At 62.9% G+C, this 25,185-nt stretch carries 24 protein-coding genes; 12 read left to right on the top strand and 12 right to left on the bottom strand.

Annotated features, from left to right (window positions below):
- Positions 1–98 precede the first annotated feature (98 nt).
- The 6 genes from C8E00_RS05690 to C8E00_RS05665 form a co-directional block, all read right to left on the bottom strand.
- Complete coding sequence (locus tag C8E00_RS05690) at positions 99–773, bottom strand: tetratricopeptide repeat protein (protein ID WP_208291887.1); 675 nt, start codon at positions 771–773, stop codon at positions 99–101.
- Between the two features lie 29 nt (positions 774–802).
- A complete protein-coding gene (locus C8E00_RS05685; RefSeq protein ID WP_133695539.1) occupies positions 803–1,588 on the bottom strand; it encodes an SDR family oxidoreductase in 786 nt (261 codons plus the stop codon).
- Positions 1,575–2,264: an iron-containing redox enzyme family protein gene (locus C8E00_RS05680; protein WP_133695536.1), complete on the bottom strand. Its 690-nt coding sequence runs from the start codon at positions 2,262–2,264 to the stop codon at positions 1,575–1,577. The genes C8E00_RS05685 and C8E00_RS05680 overlap by 14 nt, the downstream gene beginning before the upstream one ends.
- Positions 2,261–3,751 carry an AMP-binding protein gene (locus tag C8E00_RS05675; protein ID WP_133695534.1) on the bottom strand — a complete coding sequence of 497 codons (1,491 nt, stop codon included), beginning with the start codon at positions 3,749–3,751 and terminating at the stop codon, positions 2,261–2,263. Before C8E00_RS05675 ends, C8E00_RS05680 begins: the two co-directional genes overlap by 4 nt.
- 8 nt (positions 3,752–3,759) lie before the next feature.
- Positions 3,760–4,452 carry a thermostable hemolysin gene (locus C8E00_RS05670; RefSeq protein WP_133695531.1) on the bottom strand — a complete coding sequence of 231 codons (693 nt, stop codon included), beginning with the start codon at positions 4,450–4,452 and terminating at the stop codon, positions 3,760–3,762.
- A gap of 99 nt (positions 4,453–4,551) precedes the next feature.
- A complete protein-coding gene (locus tag C8E00_RS05665) occupies positions 4,552–5,145 on the bottom strand; it encodes a YqaA family protein (RefSeq protein WP_133695529.1) in 594 nt (197 codons plus the stop codon).
- 208 nt (positions 5,146–5,353) lie between these two features.
- Here C8E00_RS05665 and C8E00_RS05660 point away from each other — a divergent pair, with 208 nt between their 5' ends.
- Positions 5,354–6,988: a BCCT family transporter gene (locus tag C8E00_RS05660; protein ID WP_133695526.1), complete on the top strand. Its 1,635-nt coding sequence runs from the start codon at positions 5,354–5,356 to the stop codon at positions 6,986–6,988.
- 116 nt (positions 6,989–7,104) lie between these two features.
- Positions 7,105–7,290 carry a hypothetical protein gene (locus C8E00_RS05655; protein WP_133695524.1) on the top strand — a complete coding sequence of 62 codons (186 nt, stop codon included), beginning with the start codon at positions 7,105–7,107 and terminating at the stop codon, positions 7,288–7,290.
- Here the strand turns inward: C8E00_RS05655 and C8E00_RS05650 are convergent.
- Entirely contained in the window at positions 7,279–7,719 is a 441-nt protein-coding gene (locus tag C8E00_RS05650) for a hypothetical protein (RefSeq protein ID WP_133695521.1), read from the bottom strand. The two genes, C8E00_RS05655 and C8E00_RS05650, sit on opposite strands and share 12 nt — an antisense overlap.
- A 191-nt stretch (positions 7,720–7,910) precedes the next feature.
- On the opposite strand from C8E00_RS05650, the gene C8E00_RS05645 reads away from it, so the two are divergent.
- Together C8E00_RS05645 and C8E00_RS05640 are read left to right on the top strand one after the other, a co-directional pair.
- Complete coding sequence (locus C8E00_RS05645) at positions 7,911–8,537, top strand: YbhB/YbcL family Raf kinase inhibitor-like protein (protein ID WP_133695518.1); 627 nt, start codon at positions 7,911–7,913, stop codon at positions 8,535–8,537.
- 25 nt (positions 8,538–8,562) lie between these two features.
- Entirely contained in the window at positions 8,563–9,099 is a 537-nt protein-coding gene (locus C8E00_RS05640; protein ID WP_243833120.1) for a carboxypeptidase-like regulatory domain-containing protein, read from the top strand.
- A 103-nt stretch (positions 9,100–9,202) separates the two neighbouring features.
- Here C8E00_RS05640 and C8E00_RS16795 read toward each other — a convergent pair whose 3' ends face one another.
- Positions 9,203–9,325: a hypothetical protein gene (locus tag C8E00_RS16795; RefSeq protein WP_263433926.1), complete on the bottom strand. Its 123-nt coding sequence runs from the start codon at positions 9,323–9,325 to the stop codon at positions 9,203–9,205.
- A gap of 121 nt (positions 9,326–9,446) precedes the next feature.
- Between C8E00_RS16795 and C8E00_RS05635 the strand changes: the two genes are divergently transcribed.
- The 5 genes from C8E00_RS05635 to C8E00_RS05615 all read left to right on the top strand — a co-directional run bounded on the left by C8E00_RS05635 (position 9,447) and on the right by C8E00_RS05615 (position 14,221).
- The gene (locus C8E00_RS05635) at positions 9,447–10,403 is read left to right on the top strand and encodes a LysR family transcriptional regulator (RefSeq protein WP_133695516.1); all 957 of its coding nucleotides are present in this window, start codon (positions 9,447–9,449) and stop codon (positions 10,401–10,403) included.
- Between the two features lie 142 nt (positions 10,404–10,545).
- Entirely contained in the window at positions 10,546–11,580 is a 1,035-nt protein-coding gene (locus tag C8E00_RS05630) for a TRAP transporter substrate-binding protein (protein ID WP_133695513.1), read from the top strand.
- Positions 11,581–11,644: 64 nt separating this feature from the next.
- Positions 11,645–12,160 (top strand): TRAP transporter small permease, encoded by a 516-nt coding sequence (locus tag C8E00_RS05625; RefSeq protein ID WP_243833119.1) that lies wholly within the window; start codon positions 11,645–11,647, stop codon positions 12,158–12,160.
- Complete coding sequence (locus C8E00_RS05620; RefSeq protein WP_133695511.1) at positions 12,157–13,437, top strand: TRAP transporter large permease; 1,281 nt, start codon at positions 12,157–12,159, stop codon at positions 13,435–13,437. The genes C8E00_RS05625 and C8E00_RS05620 overlap by 4 nt, the downstream gene beginning before the upstream one ends.
- Positions 13,438–13,465: 28 nt before the next feature.
- On the top strand, positions 13,466–14,221 hold the full coding sequence (locus C8E00_RS05615) for a M15 family metallopeptidase (RefSeq protein ID WP_243833128.1): 756 nt from the start codon (positions 13,466–13,468) through the stop codon (positions 14,219–14,221).
- On the opposite strand, the gene hglS is transcribed toward C8E00_RS05615, so the two are convergent.
- Positions 14,218–15,591 carry a 2-oxoadipate dioxygenase/decarboxylase HglS gene (gene hglS / locus C8E00_RS05610; RefSeq protein WP_133695507.1) on the bottom strand — a complete coding sequence of 458 codons (1,374 nt, stop codon included), beginning with the start codon at positions 15,589–15,591 and terminating at the stop codon, positions 14,218–14,220. The genes C8E00_RS05615 and hglS overlap by 4 nt on opposite strands.
- A 221-nt stretch (positions 15,592–15,812) precedes the next feature.
- Here hglS and C8E00_RS05605 point away from each other — a divergent pair, with 221 nt between their 5' ends.
- Positions 15,813–16,727, top strand: coding sequence for a LysR substrate-binding domain-containing protein (locus C8E00_RS05605; protein ID WP_133695504.1), 915 nt, complete (start codon positions 15,813–15,815; stop codon positions 16,725–16,727).
- Positions 16,728–16,777: 50 nt separating this feature from the next.
- Here C8E00_RS05605 and gnd read toward each other — a convergent pair whose 3' ends face one another.
- The 3 genes from gnd to C8E00_RS05590 form a co-directional block, all read right to left on the bottom strand.
- A complete protein-coding gene (gnd, locus tag C8E00_RS05600) occupies positions 16,778–17,755 on the bottom strand; it encodes a phosphogluconate dehydrogenase (NAD(+)-dependent, decarboxylating) (protein ID WP_133695501.1) in 978 nt (325 codons plus the stop codon).
- A gap of 126 nt (positions 17,756–17,881) precedes the next feature.
- Complete coding sequence (locus C8E00_RS05595) at positions 17,882–19,144, bottom strand: ribonucleotide-diphosphate reductase subunit beta (protein WP_133695499.1); 1,263 nt, start codon at positions 19,142–19,144, stop codon at positions 17,882–17,884.
- A 141-nt stretch (positions 19,145–19,285) separates the two neighbouring features.
- On the bottom strand, positions 19,286–22,213 hold the full coding sequence (locus C8E00_RS05590; protein ID WP_133695497.1) for a ribonucleoside-diphosphate reductase subunit alpha: 2,928 nt from the start codon (positions 22,211–22,213) through the stop codon (positions 19,286–19,288).
- A 552-nt stretch (positions 22,214–22,765) separates the two neighbouring features.
- Here C8E00_RS05590 and C8E00_RS05585 point away from each other — a divergent pair.
- On the top strand, positions 22,766–23,485 hold the full coding sequence (locus tag C8E00_RS05585; protein WP_133695494.1) for a response regulator: 720 nt from the start codon (positions 22,766–22,768) through the stop codon (positions 23,483–23,485).
- 5 nt (positions 23,486–23,490) lie between these two features.
- Positions 23,491–25,134 (top strand): ATP-binding protein, encoded by a 1,644-nt coding sequence (locus C8E00_RS05580; protein WP_166638260.1) that lies wholly within the window; start codon positions 23,491–23,493, stop codon positions 25,132–25,134.
- Positions 25,135–25,185 lie beyond the last annotated feature (51 nt).

The following is a 25,185-nucleotide window of genomic DNA, read 5'->3' as shown; positions in this document are numbered from 1 at the left end:
GGGAACCTCGAGGGAGAAATGAGTGAGTCGTTAGTCGGCTCAATATTCATCCACTCTTGGGGCACGGACGAGACAACTCAACCCCGGCCACACTGCGGTCATTCCAGCGCGTCGAGACGTTGACGGATCTGCTCGCGCCGTCCCTGGTCGGCGGTCTCCCGGCCGGGTCGGGACGGGGCTTTCATGGCCTTCTCCAGCGCCTGGCGGGCTGCGGCGTCGTGGCCCTGCGCGTGCAGGAAGTCGCCCCACAAATAGAGCGGGTCGATGCCGTCGGGGTCGATGGTCAGGGCCTTTTGCAGCATGGCTCTCGCCTTGTCGTCGTCACCGAAGCCGATCGGCCAGCCGGGGACCTGATAGTAGAGCGCCCCGAGACTGGTATAGGCCGAGCCGTCGAGGGCGGTATCGTCCATTGCCAATGCCTTCTCCAGGTCGCTCTTGGCCTCCTTGGCCAGTGACAGCGCGCCCAGTCCGCCCTTGGCGCCGGCTTCGCTGCTGCGGATGATCCCCGCCCAGATGTAGAGTTCGGCGGCCTCGGGGTGGGCGTCGATCAACGCCCGGGCGCGTTGGTAGAGCTGGTCGAAGCCGTCGGCACGTCGGCGCTCCGGCGTCTGGTACTGGATCTGCGCCCAGCGGCTCTGCAGTTCGTGGACACCGCCGGCGACGGCACCGCTCATCGCCGACGCGGTGGACGAGAGCGTCGATGTCAGGCCGATGAGGAAGATGATGGTCGCATAGCGACGCGCGTGACGGGCCATTCGGGAAGTCGCGGACATGAGCGGTCTCCGGGAGTTGTTGCCGCGCGTCAGGCGCGGTCGGCGAAGCGTTGGATGGTGGCAAGCTGGCGCCGCAGTGCCCGGTCGACGACGCCGGGTACCACGGCATTGAGACGCACGAAGAGTCGCTCCGGCCAGCCCAGGTGGCGCTCGACGGCACGCCGCTCGACCGCGCGGAGGACTGCGTCGGCGACCTGCGCCGGGCTGTCCATGGCGTTGCCCAGTTCGGCGTTGAGGGCATCGACCGTGACGTCGTTCATCGCCGTGCGGGTGGCCCGCGGAGCGACGTAGTGCACGTGGACCCGTGTGTCGGCGAGCTCGCGACGCAGGGCCTGCGAGAAACCGCGCAGTGCGGCCTTGCTGGTGCAGTAGCTTGCGTAGCCGGGGTAGCCGATGGCGCCGAAGGTCGAGCCGAGATTGACGATCCAAGCCTCGTCGGCGACCTTGAGCAACGGCAGCATGGCCTGGGTGAGCTGCAGGGTGGCGGTCACGTTGAGCGCGATCAGCTCGCTCACGCTCTCTGGAGACTGAGCGTCGAACAATCCGAAGTGATTGACGCCGGCGGCGTTGATCAGCATGTCGATGTCGAGCTCGCGGGCGGCTTCGACCAGGCGCTGGCGGGCGTCGGTATCGCACAGGTCGATGGCTCGCCACTCGGCGGGCACCGGCAGCGCGTCGGCCAGTGCCTGCAGTGCCACCGGCTTGCGACCTGCCAGCAGCAGTCGCGCGCCCCGGCGCGCCAGGGCCAGCGCCAGGGCACGGCCGATCCCGCCGCTGGCTCCCGTGAGAAGGATGCGCCGTTCAGACCAGTGCATGGGCGAATGCCTCCGTGGCAGGGCCTTCGCTGGTCTCCAGCCCGCGAAACATCGCCCCGTAAAGCTGGTAGACCATGTGGGCGGTGTCGATCACCGCCTGCAGATCGGCCTCGTCGTCGAGACGATCGATCAGGCCCTCGAAGAACGCCAGATGGCCGATATCGAGATCGCCGTGGGACTCGAGATAATGAAACGCGTCCTGGGACAGCCCGAGGCCTTCGCGGATCGCCCCTGCGGCGCGGGTGGCCAGTGCGGTGCTGGTGCCCTCGAGAACGAAGACCATGCCGAAGAACCCCACCGGATTGTCGTGGCCGATGACATCGCGCACGTAACGCACCATCAGCTCGGTGGCCGGCGCCGGTCGGCTGGCGGCGGCGCGTTCGGGATCGCCGCCGGCGGCGTGAATGTCGTCGAGGATCCAGCGCTGATGGCCGTACTCCTCTTCGATGTACTCGACCAGGGCGCCGCGCAGCCACTCAAGGCGCTCGGGAAGCCGCGCACCGCAGGCCATCATCAGCGGCACGGTGTGCTTGACGTGGTGGTACGCCTGACCGAGAAAGGCCAGGTATTCGTCGCGACTGATGCGCCCGTCCAGGGCGCGCTGGATGATCGGGGTGTCGAGCAGCCAGGTGCGCGACTCGGCGGTGGCCTGCTGGAGATGGCGATAGGCGCTCATGGTGTCTCCTTCGGGGAGTGATGGATGGGAACGGGGGTGGCGATACTGTCGAGCGGGGCCTCGAGCCAGTCGCGATGGCGCGCCGCCAGCGCCTCGCGACGCAGCCGGCCATTGGCGGTGGTCAGGCCCTCGGGGGCAGTGAAGGGGGCGGCACGGCGCCAGTGCGTGATGCGCGCGTAGTCGGGCAAGCGGGCATTGGCGGCGGCGACGGCATCCTCGAGTTGCGCAGCGTCGCTATCGGCATGCGCCGGCACCAGCAGGGCGCGGTTGGCGGGCAGTGCCTCGCCGTGGACCCAGGCCTGGGCGATGGCCGGCTCGGCGGTGAGTTCAGCCTCGACCCAGGCGGGGTCGACGTTGCGCCCATAGGCGGTAATGAAGCGTTGATGGCGTCGCCCGGTCAGGACCAGACGTCCGTCTTCCCAGCGCCCCAGGTCGCCGGTGGGCCAGAGCGTGGGGGGCGGCGCGGCATCGCCGAGATAACCGAGCATCGTTGTGCCGGCGACATGGATCTCGCCATCCGCGTCGAGCGTCAGGCGCGCATGGGGCAGCGGTCGGCCCACACTGCCGGGGCGGTTGTCGCCGGGGCGATTGAGGGTCACCACCGAGGCGCACTCGGAGAGGCCGTACCCTTCGTAGACCGGCCAGCCGGCGTCGTGCGAGGCCTCGAGAAGATGCGGCGAGACCCGGGCGCCGCCCACGGCGATGAAACGCGCCTCTGGAGGCGGGGAAAGGCGTGAGGTGGCGAGCAGCGCTTCCAGCAACCGTGGCACCAGGATCAGACTGTGGGGCCGGTATGCCTCGAGCTGGCATCGGGCCCGGGCGACATCGAAACCGCTGGCGCCCTGCCAGCCGAGCGCGGTCAGCCCGGGCAGTACGCTGTGCCCGCCCAGCCACAGCGGCGCGTAGAGACCGCCGATGTTTTCCAGCAGGGTGGCCAGCGGCAGTATGGCGAGATGGCGCGTCACACCGCATCCGGCGGCGACCTCGGCCAGACTTTCGGCGGTACGCAGTTGCACCTCGGCGTTCAGGCAGACGCCCTTGGGGGTACCACTGGTCCCCGAAGTGAAGGTGATCTTGGCGGTGCCGTCTGGCACCGGCGGTGCGCTGTCGATGCGTCGGTGCCACAGCGTCGCGTCCGGCCCGCGATCAAAGCCCAGCGCCTGACCGAGTTCGGGGGGGCCGATCAGCGCATCAAGCCCGGCGCGCTCGACGATGTGTGCCTGTTGCGATGCCGAGAAGAACCCGGGTAGCGGGACGTTGATGCTGCCGGCGAACAGCAGTGCCAAGTCCCACAGCGCCCAGTCGATACCGTTGTCCAGCGCCAGGCCGACGCGCCTGGCGCCCACGGCACGCAGTCGGCTGGCACGGCTCTCGACTGCATCATGCAAGTCGGCATAGGTGAGTCGTTGTTGTGCGTTTTCCAGGGCCACTGGTGACGGCCATGAGTGCGCCAGGGTCGCCAGGTGACGATGAAAGCGTTCCGTCATGGTCGCGTTCATCCCCGTGCCTGCGCGATGGAGACGGACGTCTCGCCCGAGCGCATGCCTGTCCAGCGTGCCGGGGGTGGCGTCACGATGGCCTGGTTGGGCGCGCCACTGCCGAGCAGTTGCCAGGCCCGACGCAGATCACCGCCCATGACCTGCGGTGCGTGGGTGTAATAACGGCCCCAGGCGTGACGTTGCTGGCCCAGTCGCGCCGGGTCGGCCTCGGCCAGCGGCCACGCTTCCAGGCCGAGCCGGTGAAACGCATTGCGGACTTGTATGGTGGCGGTAAAGGTCAGCCACTGCATCCCTTCGTCGATCAGGGTGCCGATCAGCATGACGATCAGCGGACGCAGCAGGCCGGGGCGTAGCGTGACGAGGTTGCCGACTTCGATCACTTGGTGACGTGCGATGCAGGGGACGCCCGCTACCTCGGCGAGGCGCCGTTCGATGGGGGCCTCGAGGTAGCGCTCCAGGAAGAGCGAGGCATGGCCGGCATGGCAGAGCCCCAGTGCGGCCTGGAGCTCCTCGTCGCACCAGAGGCCGAAAAGGCGCGGCTGAAAGTGGGTCAGGGTGGCGCCATGCTGGCGGGCATAGCCATCGGCGATGAAGGCCTCCAGCGTGGTGCGCTCGGCGATATCGGCCTCGCGCCAGACGTGGGGCGGTCGCGCGACGCTGGTGAAACGGGGGCTGCGTGGTTCGTGCATCACTTTCTACCCTCGACGAAGGAAGTCGAGGGTAGCGTTGCATCGTCACGCTTAACGCTTGCTTAACACCATGTACGATTTTCCGGCATCGAAGGGCATTTATGCCGCGACCTGCAGGAAGGCCCAGACGCCGAAGAGCGCCACCCCCAGCAAGCCGATGGGGCGCGCATGGCGTTGCCATAGAGACAGGGCCGCGTCGCCGGCGAGATGCACCAGTACAGCAAGGCCGAAATAGCGCACGCTGCGTGCAAAAAAGGACGCCAGTAGAAACAAGGGAAAAGGATACCCCGTCGATCCGGCAGCGAGCATGGCGATCTGAAAGGGAATGGGGATGATGCCCACCGCGAGTACCGCCATGAAACCGTCGCTGGCCATGCGTGCCTGAAAGGCGTTATAGGCGTCCTGGCCACCGAACAAGGGAATGAGCGTCGTCCCCCAGGTATTCAACGCCCATGCACCCAGTACGTAGCCGAGGCAGGCAGCAGCCAGGTTACCGGCTAGCGCCACCCCTGCCAGTCGCCATTTGCGACGCGGCTGAGCCAGCATCCAGGGAATCAGGATGGTTTCGATGGGAATGGGTACCAGTAGCGTTTCCATCACCGAGGCGAAAAACAAAAGCGTCAGGGCGTGTCGCGAATGCGAAAGTCGCTCGAGCCAAGCGGTGGCGGATGCCAGGCGGGTTGGTGGTGGCATAGAGGGATCTTTGTGAAATTTAATGATTGAACTGCTTAAATATAAAACACGGTTATAGCCATGCGGGCATGATTCTGTCACTGTTATCGATTGGTCTCATGTCACGGGCTTTGGTTCCCTGGATCATTGCAGACATGCCGAGCTCGGTGATAAGAACCCGGGAGGTGCATGAGGCACCGTATCGTCGGAGACTAAGAGGGATAGCTGCATGGCCAATATTGGAAGGCAATACGTATTTATCGTCTCCGCCCTGATCGTTGCGGTTCTGGTCGCCATTGGCGCGGCCTTCCCCAATCAGTTCGGTGAGGCGGCATCGGCGGCATTATCCACCATTTCACACTACTTTGGGTGGTTCTACCTATTCTCGGTCTTCGGATTCGTCGTGTTCTTGCTGACGCTAGCCTTTAGCAAGTACGGCAAGATTCGTCTGGGGCCCCAAGATAGTTCACCCTCCTACAGTTTCTTCTCGTGGGTCAGTATGTTGCTGGCGGCGGGGTTTGGCGTCGGTCTGGTGTTCTATGGCATGGCCGAGCCCATGACGCACTTCTTGAAACCGCCTTACGGTGATATTGAAGGCGGCACCGAAGAGGCGGCACGCTACGCCATCCAATACAGTTTCTTCAACTGGGGAATCCACCAGTGGGCGGCGTTCTCCGTGGTCGGTCTGATCATCGCCTATTACCAGTTTCGCAAGGGCCAGGCGGGATTGGTTTCCAATGTGTTGTCGAGCATGACCGCCAAGCGGCCCAAGTTGCGCAAGGTGGGGCCGGCGCTGGATGTGTTCGCCGTGGTCGCTACCGTGATGGGGGTGGCGACGTCCATCGGTTTGGCGGTCTTGCAGATCAATGGCGGCCTGCATGAGGTGTTCGGCGTCGAGAAAGGCGTCAAGTGGCAATTCATCATCATGGGCGCCATGTTCCTGTGTTACATGGCCTCCACCTGGTCGGGACTGGACAAGGGCATCAAGCGCCTTTCCAATCTCAACATGGTGCTATGCTTCGCGCTGATGTTTTACGTGCTGTTCACGGGGCCCACCATTGCCATTCTCGAAACCATCACCTTGGGCATCGGCGATTATCTGCAGAATATCGTGGGCATGAGCCTGCGGGTCGCGCCCTATAGCGACAGCACCTGGGCCAGCAACTGGACGATCTTCTACTGGGCCTGGGTCATCGCCTGGTCGCCGTTCGTGGGGACCTTCGTGGCACGTGTCTCGCGTGGCCGCACGATCAAGGAATACGTGTTCGGGGTGCTGATCGTGCCCCCGTTACTGGCCTGCCTGTGGATCGGCGTGTTCGGCGGCGCGGCGCTCAATATGGAGCTGACCGGCGATGTCGGCCTGGCCCAGGCGACGGCCGATAACATCACCGGTGCACTGTTCCAGATGTTCAATCTGATGCCATTCTCCAATGTGCTGTCGGTGGTGGCGCTGTTTCTGATTTTCATCTTCCTGGTGACGTCCGCGGACTCGGCGACGTACATCGTGTCACAGATGACCGATGGCGGCTCGTTGAACCCGCCGCTGTTAAAACGGATCATCTGGGGTGTGTTGATCGCCGCGATCTGTCTCACCTTGCTGGTTGCCGGAGGTTTGAACGGGTTGCAATCCGCTGCAGTGCTGTCGGCATTGCCGTTCACCTTCATTCTCTACGGCATGATCATCGTGCTGGTGAAGGAATTACGGGCGGACCGCAAGGCCATGCTGACGTCGCTTTATCACCGTCATGGTGAAACCCCGGTCGGTGCCGACGCCTTCGAAGCGGAAACGCTGGCAGAAGCCGAGCGTTATCGGCGTGCCCCGAACGTGGTCAACCGGCGCATCAATACACGTGAAGGCGGATAGCGTCTCACGTGACGCTAGGTGTAACGCCCGGTCTCGGCCGGGCGTTTTGCGTTGACGCTGGTGGAAATGCGCGTCACCCCTTATGGTAAGCGATATTGCATGCACGGGAGTGAGGAATGCCCCAAGTGGCCAAAGCCATCAGACGACAACGTCAAGGTGCCACGCGTCGCCGGAGAGCGGCCCCTGCGAGCCGCTCCAGACGCCGTGTCGATATCTGGCTGGATCGGCTGGTGAGTGTCGCTGTGCTCACCGCCTTGAGCGTAGGGGCCTTGGCCTTGCTGGTGACCCTGCTATGGGGTTGATGACGTCGGTCGCGACGCGGTCTTCCAGAGCCCGAAGCAGCGTGCGAAGACCCAGAAACCGATCCCCCAGGCGCCATTGACCAGGAAGCCGATGGGAAACCCGGCGAGGTTGAGGCCGCGTCCCTTGAGCGGAAAAACGATGAACAGTGCCACGAGTGTCAAGGCGATACCGCCGAACACTATGCTTTTCCACCATAGCCCGGTCGTGACGTGGAAACGTGTGAATACCCACAGCATGACGATCCCCCATACACCCCCCCAGAAGCTTGCCGACAGCCACTGAGGGACCCCCAGGGGGGGAACGGGTGACGTGCCATAGGGGGCGAACGGGATGATGGCGTAGGCATGCAGCAAGCCCGCCATGGGTTGATGAAAGCACAGGACGGCGAAGAAGCCAGCGATGAAGGCGAGCGGGATCCAGCGTGGCATGATGATTCTCCTTTCGGATCGAGGGTGCGTACAGTATCGGTCAAATTCACATTCCTCACAGGAGGATCGGCCCTTCACGGCTGATGTTCGCGACCGATGCTGGACGCCGTTGGTCCTATGCGCATCGGCTCATGAATGTGCCAAACTCAGGAACGTGCCATCTTCACTACGTTTTATCAGGAGAAAGCCGCATGCGCATCGACGTGCAGGACGTCATCGAGGGGGGCCCCATCCCCGAACGCTTTGCGTTCGCCGTTTCCGATTCCCAGCAACATCTGCGTTTCAGCGACAACCGTAATCCGTGTGTGCGGTGGAATGATGTCCCCGTCGGGACGCGCAGCCTTGCGCTGTTGGTGGTCGATGTGGATGCACCCACGGACCCCAGCGACGTCAATCAGGAAGGCCGCAGCGTGCCCGCCGACCTGCCGCGCGCCGATTTCTATCACTGGGTATTGATCGATATCCCGGCGGACGTGAACGGCATCGACGAAGGTGAAGATGCTGACGGTGTCGTGCTCATGGGCAAGGCACCGGGTGAAACCGGCAAGGGAGTACGCGGCATCAATAGCTACACGGACTTCTTCGTCGACGACGAGCAACTCGAAGGTATCTACGGGGGCTATGATGGGCCATGCCCACCGTGGAACGATGCCTTGATACATCGCTACCACTTCACCGTCTATGCGCTGGATATCGCGTCACTGGGTTTGCAGGGCGAGTTCACCGGCGATGAGGTGCTCGACGCCATGCAGGGGCATATCATCGAGCAAGCCAGCGTGATGGGGACCTACACGCTCAATCCAGAACTTACGCGGTAAGTTCATGCATAAGGTGGCGCATGGAATGAGACATAAACGCATGGGATGGTGGCTGGCCCTGGTGGGGCTGATGCTGAGTGGCTGCGAGATGTTTCCTACGGGAGGGCCGACGCAGTCCGTCGAGATCGAGGAAGCCGGCCAAGATGCCTCGGTAGGCGCCGTCGAGCGCCAGGTCGCGTTTCCTGCCGAAGAATATGCCAAGCTGAACAAGCACGGCACCGCTGTCGTCAAGGGACGGCTACGATATGACTCATCGCAATATGGCATGGTGGCGGGCAAAGGGGAGACCGTGTCGATCGCGCCGGCGACGCGCTATTCCGCCGAAGCCGCCGAGGTTGCATTGGCGGGTAAGCGTATCGAGCCGGCGGATCCACGGGCCCGAGCATACACGCATTATGCCCAGACCGACGACAACGGGTATTTCGAGGCTACCGGCCTCCCTGCAGGCGTCTTCTATGTGGCCGGAAGCGTGCGCTTGCCGGATGGCTCGCGCAGCCCGCTGATCCTCAAGCAGATCGAGATCGGCGCCGGCCAGACGCGAGAAGTCAATCTGAGCCGTTGACGCGTGATGTATGCGTACCATGACAAACGCCCTGCCGATTGCAGAGCGTTCACGGTTTCTTGCATGACCCGCCAAGCGGGCGGGCGCGACCCAATCACCAGCGTCAGCGTGAGTGCGTGGGTGTCTTCTTGTAATGTCCAGGCACCGTCACGCGCTCGCCATTGGGCAGATCGCGGACGTAGGTCGGAACGTAGACACGTTTGATGACACTCTTGGCTTCCGCCATGATCCAGTCTCCTATGAATTCGACGCTTCCACGCTACGCCGGTTGCGGATTGGAATCAATCCTATCCCCATGGCCTTTCGTATGATGATGCCTCTTTACCGGACTACTGATCGAGCTTGCCATGACGCCATTCAAATCCCGCGCGCTTGAATATCTCGATGCTGTCGTATGCTATGGCTCGCTGCGTCGAGCCGCCTCGCACCTGGAGGTCAATCCGTCGGCACTTAGCAGACAACTACGCGCGCTCGAGGAAGAGCTGGGTGTCACGCTGCTGGTGCGTTCACCGCGGGTCGGTTTGACCCCTGCCGGTGAATTGATGCTGCGCCACTATCGCGATCGGCGTGCCGCCGAGCGGGCGACACTGTCTCAGTTGCAGGCCATGCAGAACCTCGAACACGGCGAGGTACACATCGCCGTCGGCGAGGGGTTCATCGCGGATCTGGTCTCGGCGCCCTTGCAGAATTTTCTGGCCACCTATCCGGGGTTGGAAATCGAAGTGCACATGGCTGGGCTCACCGATGCGATGGCACTGGTCAAGGACGGTACGGTCGACCTGGCACTGCTGTATGCGCCACCCGACGATCAGCAATTGGTATCGCACGTCGATCGCTGCCAACCGCTGGATCTGATCGTGCCTGCCGAACATGCGTTGGCGCGTGCGACGGCACCGCTGACGCTGACCGAGATCGGTGCGCACTCCTTGGCGCTGATCGATGGACAAACCGGCATGGGGCAGTTGGTCGATATGGCATTGCGGACGGCCACGCTGTCTTACCGACCGCGCATGAAGACCAATTCGGTATCGGTGCTCAAGAATTTCGTGCGCTCCGGGTTGGGGGTGACGTTCATGCCTGAGCTCAGTGTTCTGGAAGAAATCCATGAAGGGAGCATCGTCACGCGTGAGGTGGATGCCGAGGTACTGTGTCAGGCGCAGGCACGCATCGTCAGTCAGGCCGAACGGCCTTTGACGGTGGCTGCTCAAGCTTTCATCAAGCATTTGCGATACAGCATGCGTTTCTTCAGCGCCGACGCACCGCGCGTCTTGGATGCACGGACGTTGCCTTTAAGGCAACGCTAGTGCGCTTGAAAGGTCAACAGCGCAACGATTAGCGTCATGGGACGCCGCTTGAAACTTGTGACCAGGGAAACTTGCGATCGAGTAACAACGGCTGATCCTTGCGCGACTCGTCTCGCGTGCCGATAACAACAAGGAGCCTTTCATGCGTACTTCAATGTTGCGTCCCGTCTTGCTGGCCACCGTCGCGAGTGGCTTGCTGGCAATGACAAGCCTGGCGAATGCCGCCACCACCGTGAATCTGAGCTATAACGGACCGCCTGATGCCGACAAGAACGCGGTCCATCTGTTTGCGTCCAATCTCAAGCGGCTCGTCGAGCAGAAAACCGACGGCGATATCCAGCTCAAGCTGTATCCCAACTCCATGCTCGGCGAAGAACAGGCGCGTATGGAGCAGGTGATCAATACGCCGAGTTTGAACATCGCTTCGTTCGCCGGCTTGTCGCCGATCGTGCCTGAAATCTACGTCAGCGCGATCCCCTTCCTGTTCGACGACTATGAAGCCGCCCATCAGTTTTTCGACGAGGGCGATTATTGGAACAAGGTCGAGGATACTCTCAAGAAGCGTACCGGCGCCGAGCTGCTCGGGGTGGTCGAAGAGGGTGGTTTCCTGGATTTCACCAACTCGAAGCGTCCCATCAGTAACCCGGAAGATTTCGAGGGGTTGCGCTTTCGCGCCATGGACCCCAGCCAGGTGGCGCTCTACGAGGCTTTCGGCGCCTCCGGCACGCCGATCCCCTGGACCGATACCTACATGGCACTCAAGACCAACGTCGCCGATGGTCAGATGAACCCACCGATGTACATCATCATGGGTAGCCTCTACGAGGTGCAGAAGTATCTGACACTGGCCAATGTGCAGTACTCGGATCAGTTCCTGATCGCCAACGGCGATTGGTATGAGGGGCTTTCCGAGGAGAACCGCCAGGCGCTTGATGCGGCCGTGAAGAAGGCCAGTGAACTCAATCGTGAGAGTGTCGAAAAGCGGGTCGACGAGCGTATCCAGTTCCTTGCCGATAATGGCATGCAGGTGATCGAACCCTCCAGCGAGGACATGGCCGCTTTTCGTGAGCAGGGACAGCCGGCGTATATCGACTGGTTGCGCGAACAGGGCATCGGCGACGAGTGGATAAAGATGGCCCTCGAAGATGCCGGACAGAGCGATCTGCTCGCCGATTGAGCGCTCTTCATTCACTTGACGAGGCGTGTTTCATGGCCGGCATGCAGTCGGCCATGAGCATGATATGTCCATGTTTCGAGATACCCTGTTGACGCTGCTGGGGCGGCTTACCACCGGCCTCGGCGGCCTGGCGCTCATGATGACCCTGATCGACATCCTCTACGGCGTCGTTACCCGCTACCTGGTCGGGCAGGCGCCGATCTGGAGCGATGAACTTGCGCGTTACTGCTTGATCGCCTCGGCGTTGCTGATTGCCGGCAACGTCTGGGTGCGCGGCGAACACATGCGCGTGGCGCTGCTCGAGCGGCATCTCGGCGCGACCGCCCGGCGCGTGCTGCTGGCCTACCAGTGGCTGCTGACCCTGGGCCTGGCGTTGGCGATGACCTGGTGGAGCTGGCACTACGCTTTGTCGGTGAGTTATTTCACCTCCCAGGGGCTGGGCATCAGCCGTACCATCCCCATGCTGGCCATGCCCATTGGCTTCGGGTTGCTGGCACTGCAGGTGCTGATCTACGGACCACGCCCGCTGCCGCAGCCTGGTATCGATGATGCGGACACGGTGTCGGAGGCGTCATCATGATGGTTGCCGCGATGTTCGCGACCTTGCTGGTCAATACCTTACTGGGTATTCCACTTTTCTTGACGCTGACCGTGACCGCCCTGATGGGGTTCGCGTTCGTCGATCCTGGGATGATTGCGCGGATGATGCCGCAGCAGTTCTTCGGTGGTCTCAATAGCTTTTCGCTGATGGCGATTCCGTTGTTCATCCTCGCCGGTAATCTGATGAACGCCTGTGGTTTGACCGAGCGACTGATGCGCGTTGCGCGCCTTTTGGTCGGCCATCTGCGCGGTGGTATCGGGCACGTCAACGTGGTGGGAAGCGTGTTCATGTCCGGTATCAACGGCTCGGCAGCTGCCGATGCGTCGGCGATGGGGGCGTTGCTGGTACCGGCGATGACGCGCGAGGGCTATTCCACTGCCTTCGCTGCCGGGTTGACCGCCGGTAGTTCACTGATCGGCCCGATCATTCCGCCGAGCATCTTCATGATTCTCTATAGTGCGCAGACCAACACCTCGGTCGGGCAATTGTTCCTGGGCGGCGTGGTGCCGGGCCTGCTGCTGGCGCTGGCATTCATGACCATGAATGCCGTGCATGCCAGGCGTGCGGGCTTCGAGCGGCGTACCACCTTGCCGGCGAGAAGCGAGGTCTACGATGCGGTGCGTGGCGCGCTACCGGCCCTCGTCGCCCCGTTCATCATCGTCGCTGGGATCGTACTGGGGATCGTCACGCCGACCGAGTCCGCGGCCTTGACTGTCCTCTACGTCGCGGTATGTGGATGGCTCATGGGTGAGCTACGTCCGACGGCTTTCTGGCGAGCGGTGGTCGAGACCACTCGGTTGGCTGCCGCGATCTTCATGATCATCGGCATCTCCTCGGTGATCAGCTGGGAGCTGGCCTATGCCCAGGCGCCAGAGCGCTTCGCTGGACTGCTCGAGCCGTTCATCGGCTCGCCGGTGATTGTATTGCTGTTGCTCAGCGCGATCACCTTCGTCACCGGCATGTTCATGGAAGAGGTCTCGGCGCTGATGCTGCTCTCGCCAGTGTTTACACCGGTGGCGTTGGCGGCCGGCATCGACCCCGTGGCGCTTGGCATCATCATCACGCTGAATATCACCATCGCCTTGATAACGCCCCCCATGGGCGCTTGTCTGTTCATCGCCGCGGCGGTCAGTCGGTTGGATATCACCGTGCTTTTCCGCACCATCTGGCCGTTCATTCTGACGGCGATAGCGGTCTTGCTGGTACTGATCGCTTTTCCCGGCCTGATTACCTGGCTACCCAACACTCTGGGCTGACATGACCTTGGAAACGAACCCCTTGAACGTGACTGATTCGACGCTTTGTCCCATCGAACCCATCGCCGAGCCGCAATGGGAGACTATCGCCAGCATACCCATCGTCGACGATGGGTCGATGCTGCATGCGTTTAGCCTCGCGGCGCCGGCCTTGCGCGTGCACCCCATCTACCATGCGCTTGGCGTGCCTGGAGCGGTACCCGAGTGCTGGGCGCGGGAGGCGGTCTATCGACGGCTTCTCACGGTGGCTAGGCGCCTGCCGGACGGCCTGGGCTTGGTGGTGCTGGATGCCTGGCGGCCCTATGCCGTGCAGCGTTACCTGTATGACACTTTGCTGGGAATGGTGGAAGCGCGCTACGCGGATCTCGACGAATCGGATTTGCGTGCGATGACGCGGGCATTCGTCTCGCCGCCAAGCGATCGGTCAGAGTGCCCGAGCCCGCATCTCACCGGCGGGGCGGTGGATGTAGCACTCTGCGATGCTGATGGGATGCTGCTGGAAATGGGCTCGGCATTCGATGAAGCGCGGCCCGCCTCGCATACCGTCTACTTCGAGCATCATGCCGATAATGCCGAGTCGCGACTCTACCGCGACCGTCGGCGCATCCTCTACCACGCCATGCATGATGCCGGCTTTGCCAACCTGCCCTGCGAGTGGTGGCACTATAGCTATGGCGATCAGATGTGGGCCTGGTATCGGGGTTCGGCGCGGGCAGTCTTTGGAGCGACCAGCCCCGATAGCCTGGAGGCGCGTTGGCGGCGATCGCTGGGGCAAGATGCCTAGCGGACTGGCGGGATGCCCAGAGACGTCAGAGCGGCATCCAGAGAACTCCGCTCGCGTTCGGCATAGAGCGTCAGCTCGTCGGTCACCGGCGCGCCCAGTGCCTCCTCGAAGGCTTCGCGGTTGGCGTGGCCGGCATAGGCCTCGCTGCCGTCACCGCCGAGGTTCGATTGAAAGATGCCGGCCGCGCTGACCGGCAGGAAATCCTCGTAGGTGATCGGCCGGGCCGTGATCAGCCCCTGCTCGATCAACCGCTCGACCTCGACCTCGGTCTCGGCGATCGCGCCGGCCTCGCGTCCCGCTTCGGTCGTCCGGTATTCGAAGAAGGCCAGGCCCTGACGGCGCAGTTCGGCCTCGGTATCCGGGAAATCGGCGAAGACCTCGGCCAGCACGCGCTGGTGCGCCTCGTTGGTCAGGCCGGCGGTGCGTCGGCGCGACTCGCCGAGCAGCCGGTCGTAGAGAGCGCGTCCCTTGGCCGTCAGCGCCACGCCGCGCTGTTCGATCTCGCCGAAGCGTGCGGTATGGGTGCCCTGGCGATCGCCGGCGAAGCGGATCGGCTCCTCCAGGGCCTTGAAGCTGGTCTGGCGCAGCAGGATCGGGCAGGCGCGACGCGGGGGGCCTTCGATGACTTCCTTGGGGTTCATCCCCGCCGCCGGCATCCGCCGCTGGACCTCGTCGATGTCCAGGGTGCGCGGCGTCAGGTGATTGATGTGCGGCCCGCGGAAGCAGACCACGTCGGCGATCAGCCGGTGCTCGGCATGCAGCGCCTCGTAGGTGTCCAGATCCACCGTGGCGTCTCGGTGCCAGCGAAAGGTCTCCAGCGCCTCTTTCACGAAGCGCTCGGCCTGCTCGTCGCTCAGTCCCCCCTGTGTTTCATTGAGCGCGATCAGCTCGCGTGCGCCGGATGTGAAGATGTCGCGCGCGGCAAGAATGCCGGCGGCACGCTCGCGCAGCTCGGGGCTTTCGATCAGTTCCAGGCGCAGCAGGGACGTGAAGACACGGAAGGGATTGCGCGCCAGGGCTTCGTCGTCGATGGGACGGAAGGCGGTGGAATGTACCGGCACGCCGGCTTCGGAGAGATCGTAGTAGCCCACCGGGACCATGCCCATCACCGCGAACAACCGGCGCAGCATGGCGAGTTCCTCGGCGCTGCCGACACGAATGGCACCGTGCCGCTCGACGCCGAGACGATTCAGTTCGTCGTGGGTCGCGAGTCGCTCGGCCAGTTCGGGGTCGCGCTCGAGGGTCTCGCGGTTCACTTCCGCCACCAGGTCGAGCAGGGTTTCGTACTGTGGCACCTCGTCCTGATACATGGCCGACATGGCCTTGGAAAAACGGTCACGAATCTCGTGATGGGAAACGAGGGTTGTCATCGGAGGTACCTCTCAAGTCGAACAAGGGCCCAGCGCCGTTCGTGAGCGCGGTGTCCATCATGGAGGTGATGAGACCAGAGCTCCCATCGCATCGGCAAACGAAAAAAAGCGCGCTACCCATTCCTTTGACTCATGTATTACGCTTGAGTGCTTTAAATAAAGCCTGGGGCATGAGATTTCAGCATGAGCGTTGCGAATTCATTCCGTCGCGGAGAAGACGCATGACGGCACGCCACCTGCCCTCGACCATCACCATGCAGTGCTTCGAGGCGGCTGCACGGCATATGAGTTTCACACGTGCCGCCGACGAACTGAGCATTACCCAGAGCGCCATCAGCAAGCAAGTGGCGCAACTCGAAGCGTACCTGCAGCACAAGCTGTTCCGGCGTGTGCGCCGCACCCTGGTGCTGACGCCAGAGGGCGCGCTGTACCTTACTGAAGTACGCAAGATTCTGGCCCGGATCGAGATGTCAGCGAACGCGATCATGAGCTACAGCGGGCAGGACGAGGTGCTGCGGGTGGCCTGCCTGCCGACCTTCGGGGCCCGCTGGCTGGCCCGCCAGTTGCCCGACTTCCTGAACGCCAATCCGCACATCGACCTCAGCGTTAGCGACCATGTCGAGCCCTTCGACCTGGATCAGGCAGGTATCGACGTAGCCGTCTTCCACGGGCATGGTCGCTGGCCGAAACTGGAGTGCCACAACTTGTTCGACGAGGAGGTGGTCGCGGTCGGTGCACCGGACTACCTGGCCAGACGGCAACCGACGAGCGCCGCCGACCTGGCCGAGTGTCGCCTGCTGCACCTCTCCACGCGCCCGGATGCCTGGCACCGCTGGTTCGCCGACCAGGGCATCACCACCGAGCGCAGTTACCATGGCACTCGCTTCGAGACCTTCCAGATGCTGATCCGCACGGCGATGAGCGGCGGTGGTCTCGCCCTGGTACCGCGTTTCTTCGTCGACACCGAGCTGGCCGAAGGCCGCCTGTCCCTGGCCTGGCCGCACGTCCTCAAGGGACCCGACGCCTACTACCTGGTGCACCCCGAGCATCTCGGCGAGCTCATGCGTGTGCGCCGTTTCGTCACTCATGTGCTGACGTGTGCCGAGGTGGATGCGCCAGCCGGGGCGTCGCGCTAGTGCTGCCGCCGACGCTTCCGGCGGCAGGCGCCACGGCTTTCAATCAGCGCTCACTTCGGCGGTTCGACGTGGCCGCCGAAACCGAAGCGCATGGCGGAGAGCAGCCGGTTGGCGTAGGTGCTGTCCTTGCGCGAGTTGAAACGCGCGAACAGGGCGTTGGCCAGTACCGGGGTGGCGACGCCTTGCTCGACGGCGGCGTCGATGGTCCAGCGTCCCTCGCCGCTGTCGGCGACGGCGCCGGAGTAATGATCGAGCTTGGGGTCGCCGGTCAGGGCCTGGGCGGTGAGGTCGAGCAGCCAGGACGAGACCACGCTGCCGCGACGCCAGACTTCGGCCACGTCGGCGAGGTTGAGATCGAAGCGCTCGTCTTCCGGCAGGTCCGGCGACGACTTGCTCTGCATCAGCTCGAAACCTTCGGCGTAGGCTTGCATGAGGCCGTACTCGATGCCGTTGTGCACCATCTTCACGTAATGCCCGGCGCCCACCGGCCCGGCATGGATGTAACCGCGCTCGGCGCTGTCGTGCGGTGCGTTACGGCCGTGGGTGCGCTCCAGGTTGCCGTGACCGGGGGCCAGGGTATCGAACAGTGGATCGAGGTGCTCGAAGACATCGCGTTCGGCGCCGACCATCATGCAGTAGCCGCGCTCCAAGCCCCAGACGCCACCCGAGGTGCCCACGTCTACGTAGTGGATGCCCTTGAGCGCCAGCGCCTTGGCGCGCCGAATGTCGTCCTTGTAGAAGGTATTGCCACCGTCGATGATGATGTCGCCGGCAGCCATCCGCTCGGCGAGAGCGTTGATGGTATCTTCGGTGGGATCGCCGGCAGGCAGCATGACCCATACCACGCGCGGCGTTTGCAGTTGATCCACCAGCGCAGCCAGGGAGTCGGCCGGGGCGGCACCGTCCTCGATCAACGCCGAGGCGATGGATTGATCGCGGTCATGGGCGACGACGTCGTGGCCGCCGCGCATCAAGCGTCGGGCAATGTTGCCGCCCATGCGGCCGAGTCCGATGATACCGAGTTGCATGTTCGTACCTTTCGCGATGTCGGGTAGGGAGTGGGAACGGCGGCAAGCCTACCGATACCGAGTGCATGACGCAAAGCGGGCCATGTCGTATGACACGGCCCACCTCGCAACCTCACATGTGAGAGATCAATCCCAGCTCAGCGCGCCGCCGACCTGGTATTCGGTGACGCGGGTCTCGAAGAAGTTCTTCTCCTTGCGCAGGTCGATGATCTCGCTCATCCACGGGAAGGGGTTCTCCGCGCCGGGATACTGCTCCTTCAGGCCGATCTGCGCCAGGCGGCGGTTGCAGATGAAGTGCAGGTACTCCTCCATGATCGCCGCGTTCATGCCCAGCACGCCGCGCGGCATGGAATCGCGCGCATAGGCGATTTCCAGCTCGGTGCCCTCGATGATCATCTGCGTGACCTCGTCCTGGAATGCCGGCGTCCAGAGGTGCGGGTTCTCGATCTTGATCTGATTGATCATGTCGACGCCGAAGTTCAGATGCATCGACTCATCGCGCAGGATGTACTGGAACTGCTCGGCGACGCCGGTCATCTTGTTGCGCCGACCCATGGAGAGAATCTGGCTGAAGCCGCAGTAGAAGAAGATGCCTTCGGTCACGCAGTAGAAGGCGATCAGGTTGCGCAGCAGCTCCTGGTCGGTTTCCGGGGTGCCGGTGTGGAAGTCCGGTCGCGCCAGCGACTGGGTGTGCTTGAGGCTCCACGCCGACTTGGCGGCGACCGAGGGCACCTCGCGATACATGTTGAAGACTTCGCCTTCGTCCATGCCCAGCGATTCCACGCAGTACTGATAAGCGTGGGTGTGAATCGCTTCCTCGAACGCCTGGCGCAGCAGGTACTGACGGCACTCGGGATTGGTGATCAGGCGGTACAGCGCCAGCACCAGGTTGTTGGCGACCAGCGAGTCGGCGGTCGAGAAATAGCCCAGGCTACGCTCGACGATGCGGCGCTCGTCCTCGGTCAGGCCGTCATTGCTTTTCCACAGCGCAATGTCGGCGTTCATGTTCACTTCCTGCGGCATCCAGTGATTGGCGCTGCCATCCAGGTATTTCTGCCACGCCCACTCGTACTTGAAGGGCACCAGCTGGTTGAGGTCGGCACGGGCGTTGATCATCTTCTTGTCGTCGACCTCGATACGCGCCGCGCCCATTTCCAGCTCTTCCAGGCCGGCGGCGACATCGAGCTCGTCCAGGGACTTGCGGGCGCGCGCCAGCCGGTCTTCATCGGCCACCTGGTAGTGTGACGCGCTTTCGCGTACCTGCTCGGGTGCCGGCGCCTCGGGCGTGGCCTGCGGCGTCGGCGTGGTGGCCGGCGCGGGCTTTCGAGGCTTGGCGGCGGCACTCTCGTCATCAACCGTGTCTTCGTGGAATTCGTCCCAGTTCAGCATGTTCTTCCTCGTTCCTTGCTAGTGGCGTTATGTGTGACGCCAATGGCTAGACTGTGGTGAGCTTCGAGCTTCGAGCTTCGAGCTTCGAGCTTCGAGCGATTCGTGGCTCGCGACTCGAAGCCCGTCGCTGGCGCTAAGCGTCTATTGGCAGGCCTCGCAGCCGAGCTCGTCGATATCGCCTGCCGAAGGCGCTCGCGAGCCACTGCCGCTCTTGCCGGTCAGGAAGTCGTCGATGCCGCGTGCTTCGCCGGAAGCATTGCTCGCTGCCGGGCTGGGCGAGGGAGCCGCCGCGGGTTGCGGGCTGGCGGTGCCGCCGGTATTGCCCACGGCATTGAGATTGCCACGATCGACGGTGGATTTCTCCACCGAGGTGGCGCCCAGCGCACGCAGGTAATAAGTGGTCTTGAGCCCACGGAACCAGGCCATGCGGTAGGTGACATCGAGCTTCTTGCCCGAGACGCCGGCGATGTAGAGGTTCAGCGACTGGGCCTGATCGATCCACTTCTGGCGCCGCGCGGCGGCTTCCACCAGCCACTTGGGCTCGACCTCGAAGGCGCTGGCGTAACGTGCCTTGAGATCGTCCGGGATCCGGTCGATGGGCTGCACGCTACCGTCGTAGTACTTGAGATCGTTGATCATGACCTCGTCCCACAGGCCGCGTTCCTTGAGGTCGTTGACCATATAGGCGTTGACCACGGTGAACTCGCCCGACAGGTTCGATTTGACGAACAGGTTCTGGTAGGTCGGCTCGATGGATTGGGTGACGCCGCAGATATTGGAGATCGTCGCGGTCGGCGCGATCGCCATGACGTTGGAATTGCGCATGCCCTGGCGGGTGACCTTGTCGCGCAGACGCGCCCAGTCCTGGGTGGTGGAGGTGTCCACCTCGATATAGTCGGCACCGCGTTCCTCGGCCAGCTTGGCGATGGAGTCGATGGGCAGCACGCCCTTGCTCCACAGCGAGCCCTCGAAGCTCTGGTAGCGCCCGCGCTCGGCAGCCAGGTCGCTGGAGGCCTCGATGGCGTGATAGCTGATCAGCTCCATCGAGGTGTCGGAGAATTCAACGGCCTCCTGGGAGGCGTACGCGATCCCACGCTTGTAGAGCGCATCCTGAAAGCCCATCAAGCCCAGTCCCACCGGGCGGTGCTTGAAGTTGGAGCGCTCCGCCTGTGGTACAGCGTAGTAGTTGATGTCGATGACGTTATCGAGCATGCGCACGGCCGTCTTGACGGTCTTCTTCAGCTTGTCGCCATCCAGTTCACCGTCGACGATGTGCTGCGCCAGGTTGATCGAGCCCAGATTGCACACGGCGATCTCGTCCGCCGAGGTATTCAGCGTGATCTCCGTGCACAGGTTGGAGCTATGCACCACGCCGGCATGGTTCTGCGGGCTGCGCAGGTTGCAGGGATCCTTGAAGGTGATCCACGGATGGCCGGTTTCGAACAGCATGGACAGCATCTTGCGCCACAGGTCCTTGGCCTTGACCCGCTTGAACAGGGTCAGCTGTCCGTTGCGGGTCATCTCCTCGTATTCCTGATAGCGCTTCTCGAAGGCGGCACCGTACAGGTCGTGCAGGTCGGGGCAGGTGGACGGCGAGAACAACGTCCATTCTTCGTCGTCGAAGACGCGCTTCATGAACAGGTCCGGTACCCAGTTGGCGGTGTTCATGTCGTGCGTGCGGCGGCGGTCGTCGCCGGTGTTCTTGCGCAGTTCGAGGAATTCCTCGACGTCGAGGTGCCAGGTCTCGAGGTAGGCGCATACCGCCCCCTTGCGCTTGCCGCCCTGGTTGACGGCGACGGCGGTGTCGTTGACCACCTTGAGGAACGGCACCACGCCTTGCGACTTGCCGTTGGTGCCTTTGATGTAGGCGCCCAGCGCGCGCACCGGGGTCCAGTCGTTGCCCAATCCGCCGGCCCACTTTGAGAGCATGGCGTTGTCGCGAATCGCGCCGTAGATGCCATCGAGCTGATCGGGCACGGTGGTGAGATAACACGAAGAGAGCTGGCTCTTGACGGTGCCGGCATTGAACAGCGTCGGTGTGGAGGCCATGTAATCGAAACTCGAGAGCAGCTCGTAGAATTCGATGGCACGCGCCTCGCGATCGTCTTCGTTGAGCGCCAGCCCCATGGCGACACGCATGAACATGACCTGCGGCAGTTCGTAGCGGACGTCGTCGTGGTGCAGAAAGTAGCGGTCGTAAAGCGTCTGCAGGCCGAGGTAGGTGAACTGTGCATCGCGGGTGTGATCCAGCGCCGCACCGAGGCGCTCGAGGTCGAACTCGGCAAGCTGCGGATCGAGTTGATCGAATTCGATGCCCTTGGCGATATAGGCCTTGAAGGCGGGTGCGTAGAGGTCGGCCATCTCCTGGTAGGTCGCTTCGTCGGCGATATCCAGGAAAGAGAGCGCCTCGCGACGCAGGTTGTCCTGCAAGAGTCGCGCGGTGGCGTAGGTATAGTTGGGTTCTTTCTCGACCAGCGTGCGCGCCGTCATCGTCAGCGCTTGCGAGACACCATCGATGGATACGCCGTCATAGAGGTTCTTCAACGAGGCATCGACGATCTTCTGTGGCGCGACGTTGGCGAGCCCCTCGCAGGCATCGGCTACCAGGGTCTCGACCCGGCCCAGATCCAACGGACGCACGGTGCCGTCAGCCTGTGTGACGTTGAGGCTGGGGTGCGGCTTGGCGATATCGGCGCCTTGGGGCCGGCGTGCGCGTGCATGTTCCTCGCGATACAGCACGTAGGCGCGGGCCACCTTCTGTTCGCCGGCACGCATCAGGGCCAATTCCACCTGATCCTGAATGTCCTCGATATGCAGGGTGCCGCCGTCGGGCATGCGCCGCAGGAAGGTATCGACGATGCTCTGGGTGGCCTCGTGAACGAAGTCACGAATCCGTGACGATGCGGCGGCGTTGTCACCTTCGGTGGCGATGAACGCCTTGGTGATCGCCACCGAGATCTTGCTGCCATCGAAAGCCGCGACGTCACCGCCTCGCTTGATGACACGCAGTCGCTGCGGCGCGGTGATATCGACTGACGCCTTGTCAGGGGAAGAAAGAGTGGTATCCATACGCCTTCCTGTCGTTACGGGTCCAAGGGAAAAGTGTCGCCGCTCATGTCGCATCGCGAGTAACCGAGCTTTAAGGCGACGATGGCCGCATTAGCCGTCTTGTCTCGGCATTTCCGTGCCTGAAGCAGCCCACTCGGGACAAGCACGCGAAATACGGCAATCCCTATATATGGGGGAGGTCTTGATGATGAGCACAAGATAGAGCTGTTTCTCAGGGGTCGCAAGTGGATAACGTGTGGATAGTCTGTGTCTCTCCTGAGGGTTGTTCTTGCGCTTCGTCAAGGAACCTATAACTCGCTGCTACGCGACGATTTTTCAATCAGCATCGCGATGACTATGATACTCGACAGCTACGCGAGAGTGATTTCGGGTATCATTGCCCGCTATCCGCTATGGTAGGGAGTGGCAGCGCATACCCCTTTGCCGCGTTGCATAGTCCGGTGGGGTTTCCCGAGTACCGGGCGTGACGTAACGAATACAAAATAAAGACGAACGGACCTCGCACGAAATGGCCGAAGGTAGGCAGGGCTTCATGGCACTAAATGTAAAGGGATGGATGACAGCTTGGACAGCAGCAGACATCACGATCGTGTCCTGATCATAGAGGACGACGAGCGTCTCGCGCATCTGACGCGGGAATACCTCGAGGCCAATGAGTTTCAGGTCGACCTGGAATATGACGGCGCACGTGCCGTGGAACGCATCCTGGATGAACAACCGGACATGGTCATTCTCGATCTCATGTTGCCCGGTGAGGATGGTCTTTCCATCTGCCGCCGTGTGCGTGCCCAGTATGCCGGCCCCATTCTCATGTTGACCGCGCGTACCGACGACATGGACCAGGTGTTGGGGCTCGAAATGGGCGCCGACGACTATGTGCCCAAGCCGGTGCAGCCGCGCGTGTTGTTGGCGCGCATGCGTGCCTTGCTGCGCCGTGCCGATGCCTTGGACGCGACCAGCGGCGCTACCCGGTTGAACTTCGGCGACCTGCTCATCGACAGCGCCACGCGCGAGGCCTGGCTCAATGACGAGCGCATCGATTTGACCAGTGCCGAATTCGACCTGTTGTGGCTGTTGGCCGGCAATGCTGGCCGGGTGCTGACCCGCGAAGAAATCTTCTCGCAATTGCGGGGGATCAAGTACGACGGCCAGGATCGCTCCATCGATGTGCGCGTGTCGCGGATCCGCCCCAAGATCGGCGACGATCCCAATCAACCGCACCGCATCAAGACCGTACGCAGTAAAGGGTATCTGTTCGTCAAGGACAGCTGACGTTGATGCGACGAACTCTGTCGGACAGCACTTTCCTGCGTGTGTACGTCTTGCTGCTGATGGCCCTGGTGCTGACATTCGGACTCGCATTGCTGGGCTTCCTGGTGGTCGACCAGGTGCGCCAGGAGAATTATCGCGAGCGTCTGGCCAGCGGCCCCATGCAGGTGCTGGCGGAGTTGGTGGCCGAGCAACCGGACGCTAAGTGCGATGAATGGCTGGCATCGATGTCAGCGACGCTGGGCGTGTCCATGACGCTGCATCCCCTCGATGATGGGTCGCTGAGTTACTTCGATCGCTCACGGCTCGCTGAAGGCCGGCCATTGATTGAACGTCACGACGGGCAGTGGTTGGCGCTGCAACGCTTGCCGAATGCCCCCAGGCTGCTGGAAGTGCGTGTCGATGGACTTCAGGAGATGCAGCTACGCGGTGCGACCGAAGCACTGCGAACGTGGCTCAGCGGCGTTCCGGAAGATCAGAGCGCAGCACGGTTGGCCCGTTTGCAGCATGCCTTCAAGATTCCCCTGGAGGTATCGCTGACGCTTCCCCCGGGCATCGATCCCATCCAGCGAGCGCGTCTCGAGGGTGGCGAGGTCGTGGTGCGTCTCGAGCCGGGGCGCGGGGTCCTGTATGTGCATGCGCGGCTGGGAGCGGATCGTTGGCTCACTATCGGTCCCATTCCGTCCTTCGAGCCGATGCCGATCTCGTTGGCACTGGCGTTGCTGAGTATCATGTTGCTGGTACTGGCGGGCACCATCTACTTCGTGGTGCGCGGCGTGGAAGGGCGCGTGGAGCGCCTTGAGCGTGCCGCCACACGCATCGCGGGAGGGCACCTGGATACCCGGGTCAGGGTCGAAAGTAGCGACTTCCTCGGGCGGCTGGGGATGGCCTTCAATGGCATGGCGGCCCAGGTGCAATCGCTGTTGCGTACGCAGCAGGAAATGATCCGTGCCGTGTCCCATGAATTGCGGACCCCGGTGGCACGAATACGCTTTGCGGTGCAGATGGTCGAGGACATGACCGACGAACCCGTCGTGAGGCGCCAGTTGCAGGATATCGACGGCGACATCGAGGAGCTCGATCAACTCGTCGACGAGATCCTGACCTATGCCCGCCTGGGCAGCGACACCGCCCAAGGCATCCAGCTCGCCACCGAGACCACCGACTGTCGCGCCATGGCCCATCGCGTGGTCGATACCCTGGCACCGCTGCACGCGCATTTGCGCCTGCAGGTACTGGAAGGCGATGACGTCGACGTCGAGGCCGACTCGCGCTATCTGCAACGCGCGCTTTCCAACCTCGTGGCCAATGCCTGCCGCCATGCGGAAGGGCATGTGCAGGTGAGCGTGACGCGGGAAGCGCGCGCCGTGCGGCTGGACGTCGAGGACGACGGCGCCGGAGTGCCCGAAGCCGATCGCCTGCTGATCTTCAAGCCCTTCGCGCGCCTCGACGACAGCCGCACGCGGCGCTCAGGCGGTTACGGCCTGGGACTTTCCATCGTCCAGAAAATCATGGTCTGGCATGGCGGCAGCGTGGTGGTCGAGCGCAGCCAGCGGCTCGGCGGCGCACGCTTCAGTCTATTGCTGCCGACCCAGGATATGCTTCAGGGCGAGCCACGACATGCGCGAACGCGCCACCCCGGCGATGCCTGATCGCCCTTGAGGGCGACAGACGCCTGCATGCCACAAGCGCAGGCAGGGTGT

Source organism: Chromohalobacter marismortui (assembly GCF_004364315.1).
In the GTDB taxonomy this organism is placed as follows: Bacteria; Pseudomonadota; Gammaproteobacteria; order Pseudomonadales; family Halomonadaceae; genus Chromohalobacter; species Chromohalobacter marismortui.
Note: the sequence above shows the minus strand (reverse complement) of the source record. Positions and strands in the feature narration are given on the sequence as shown.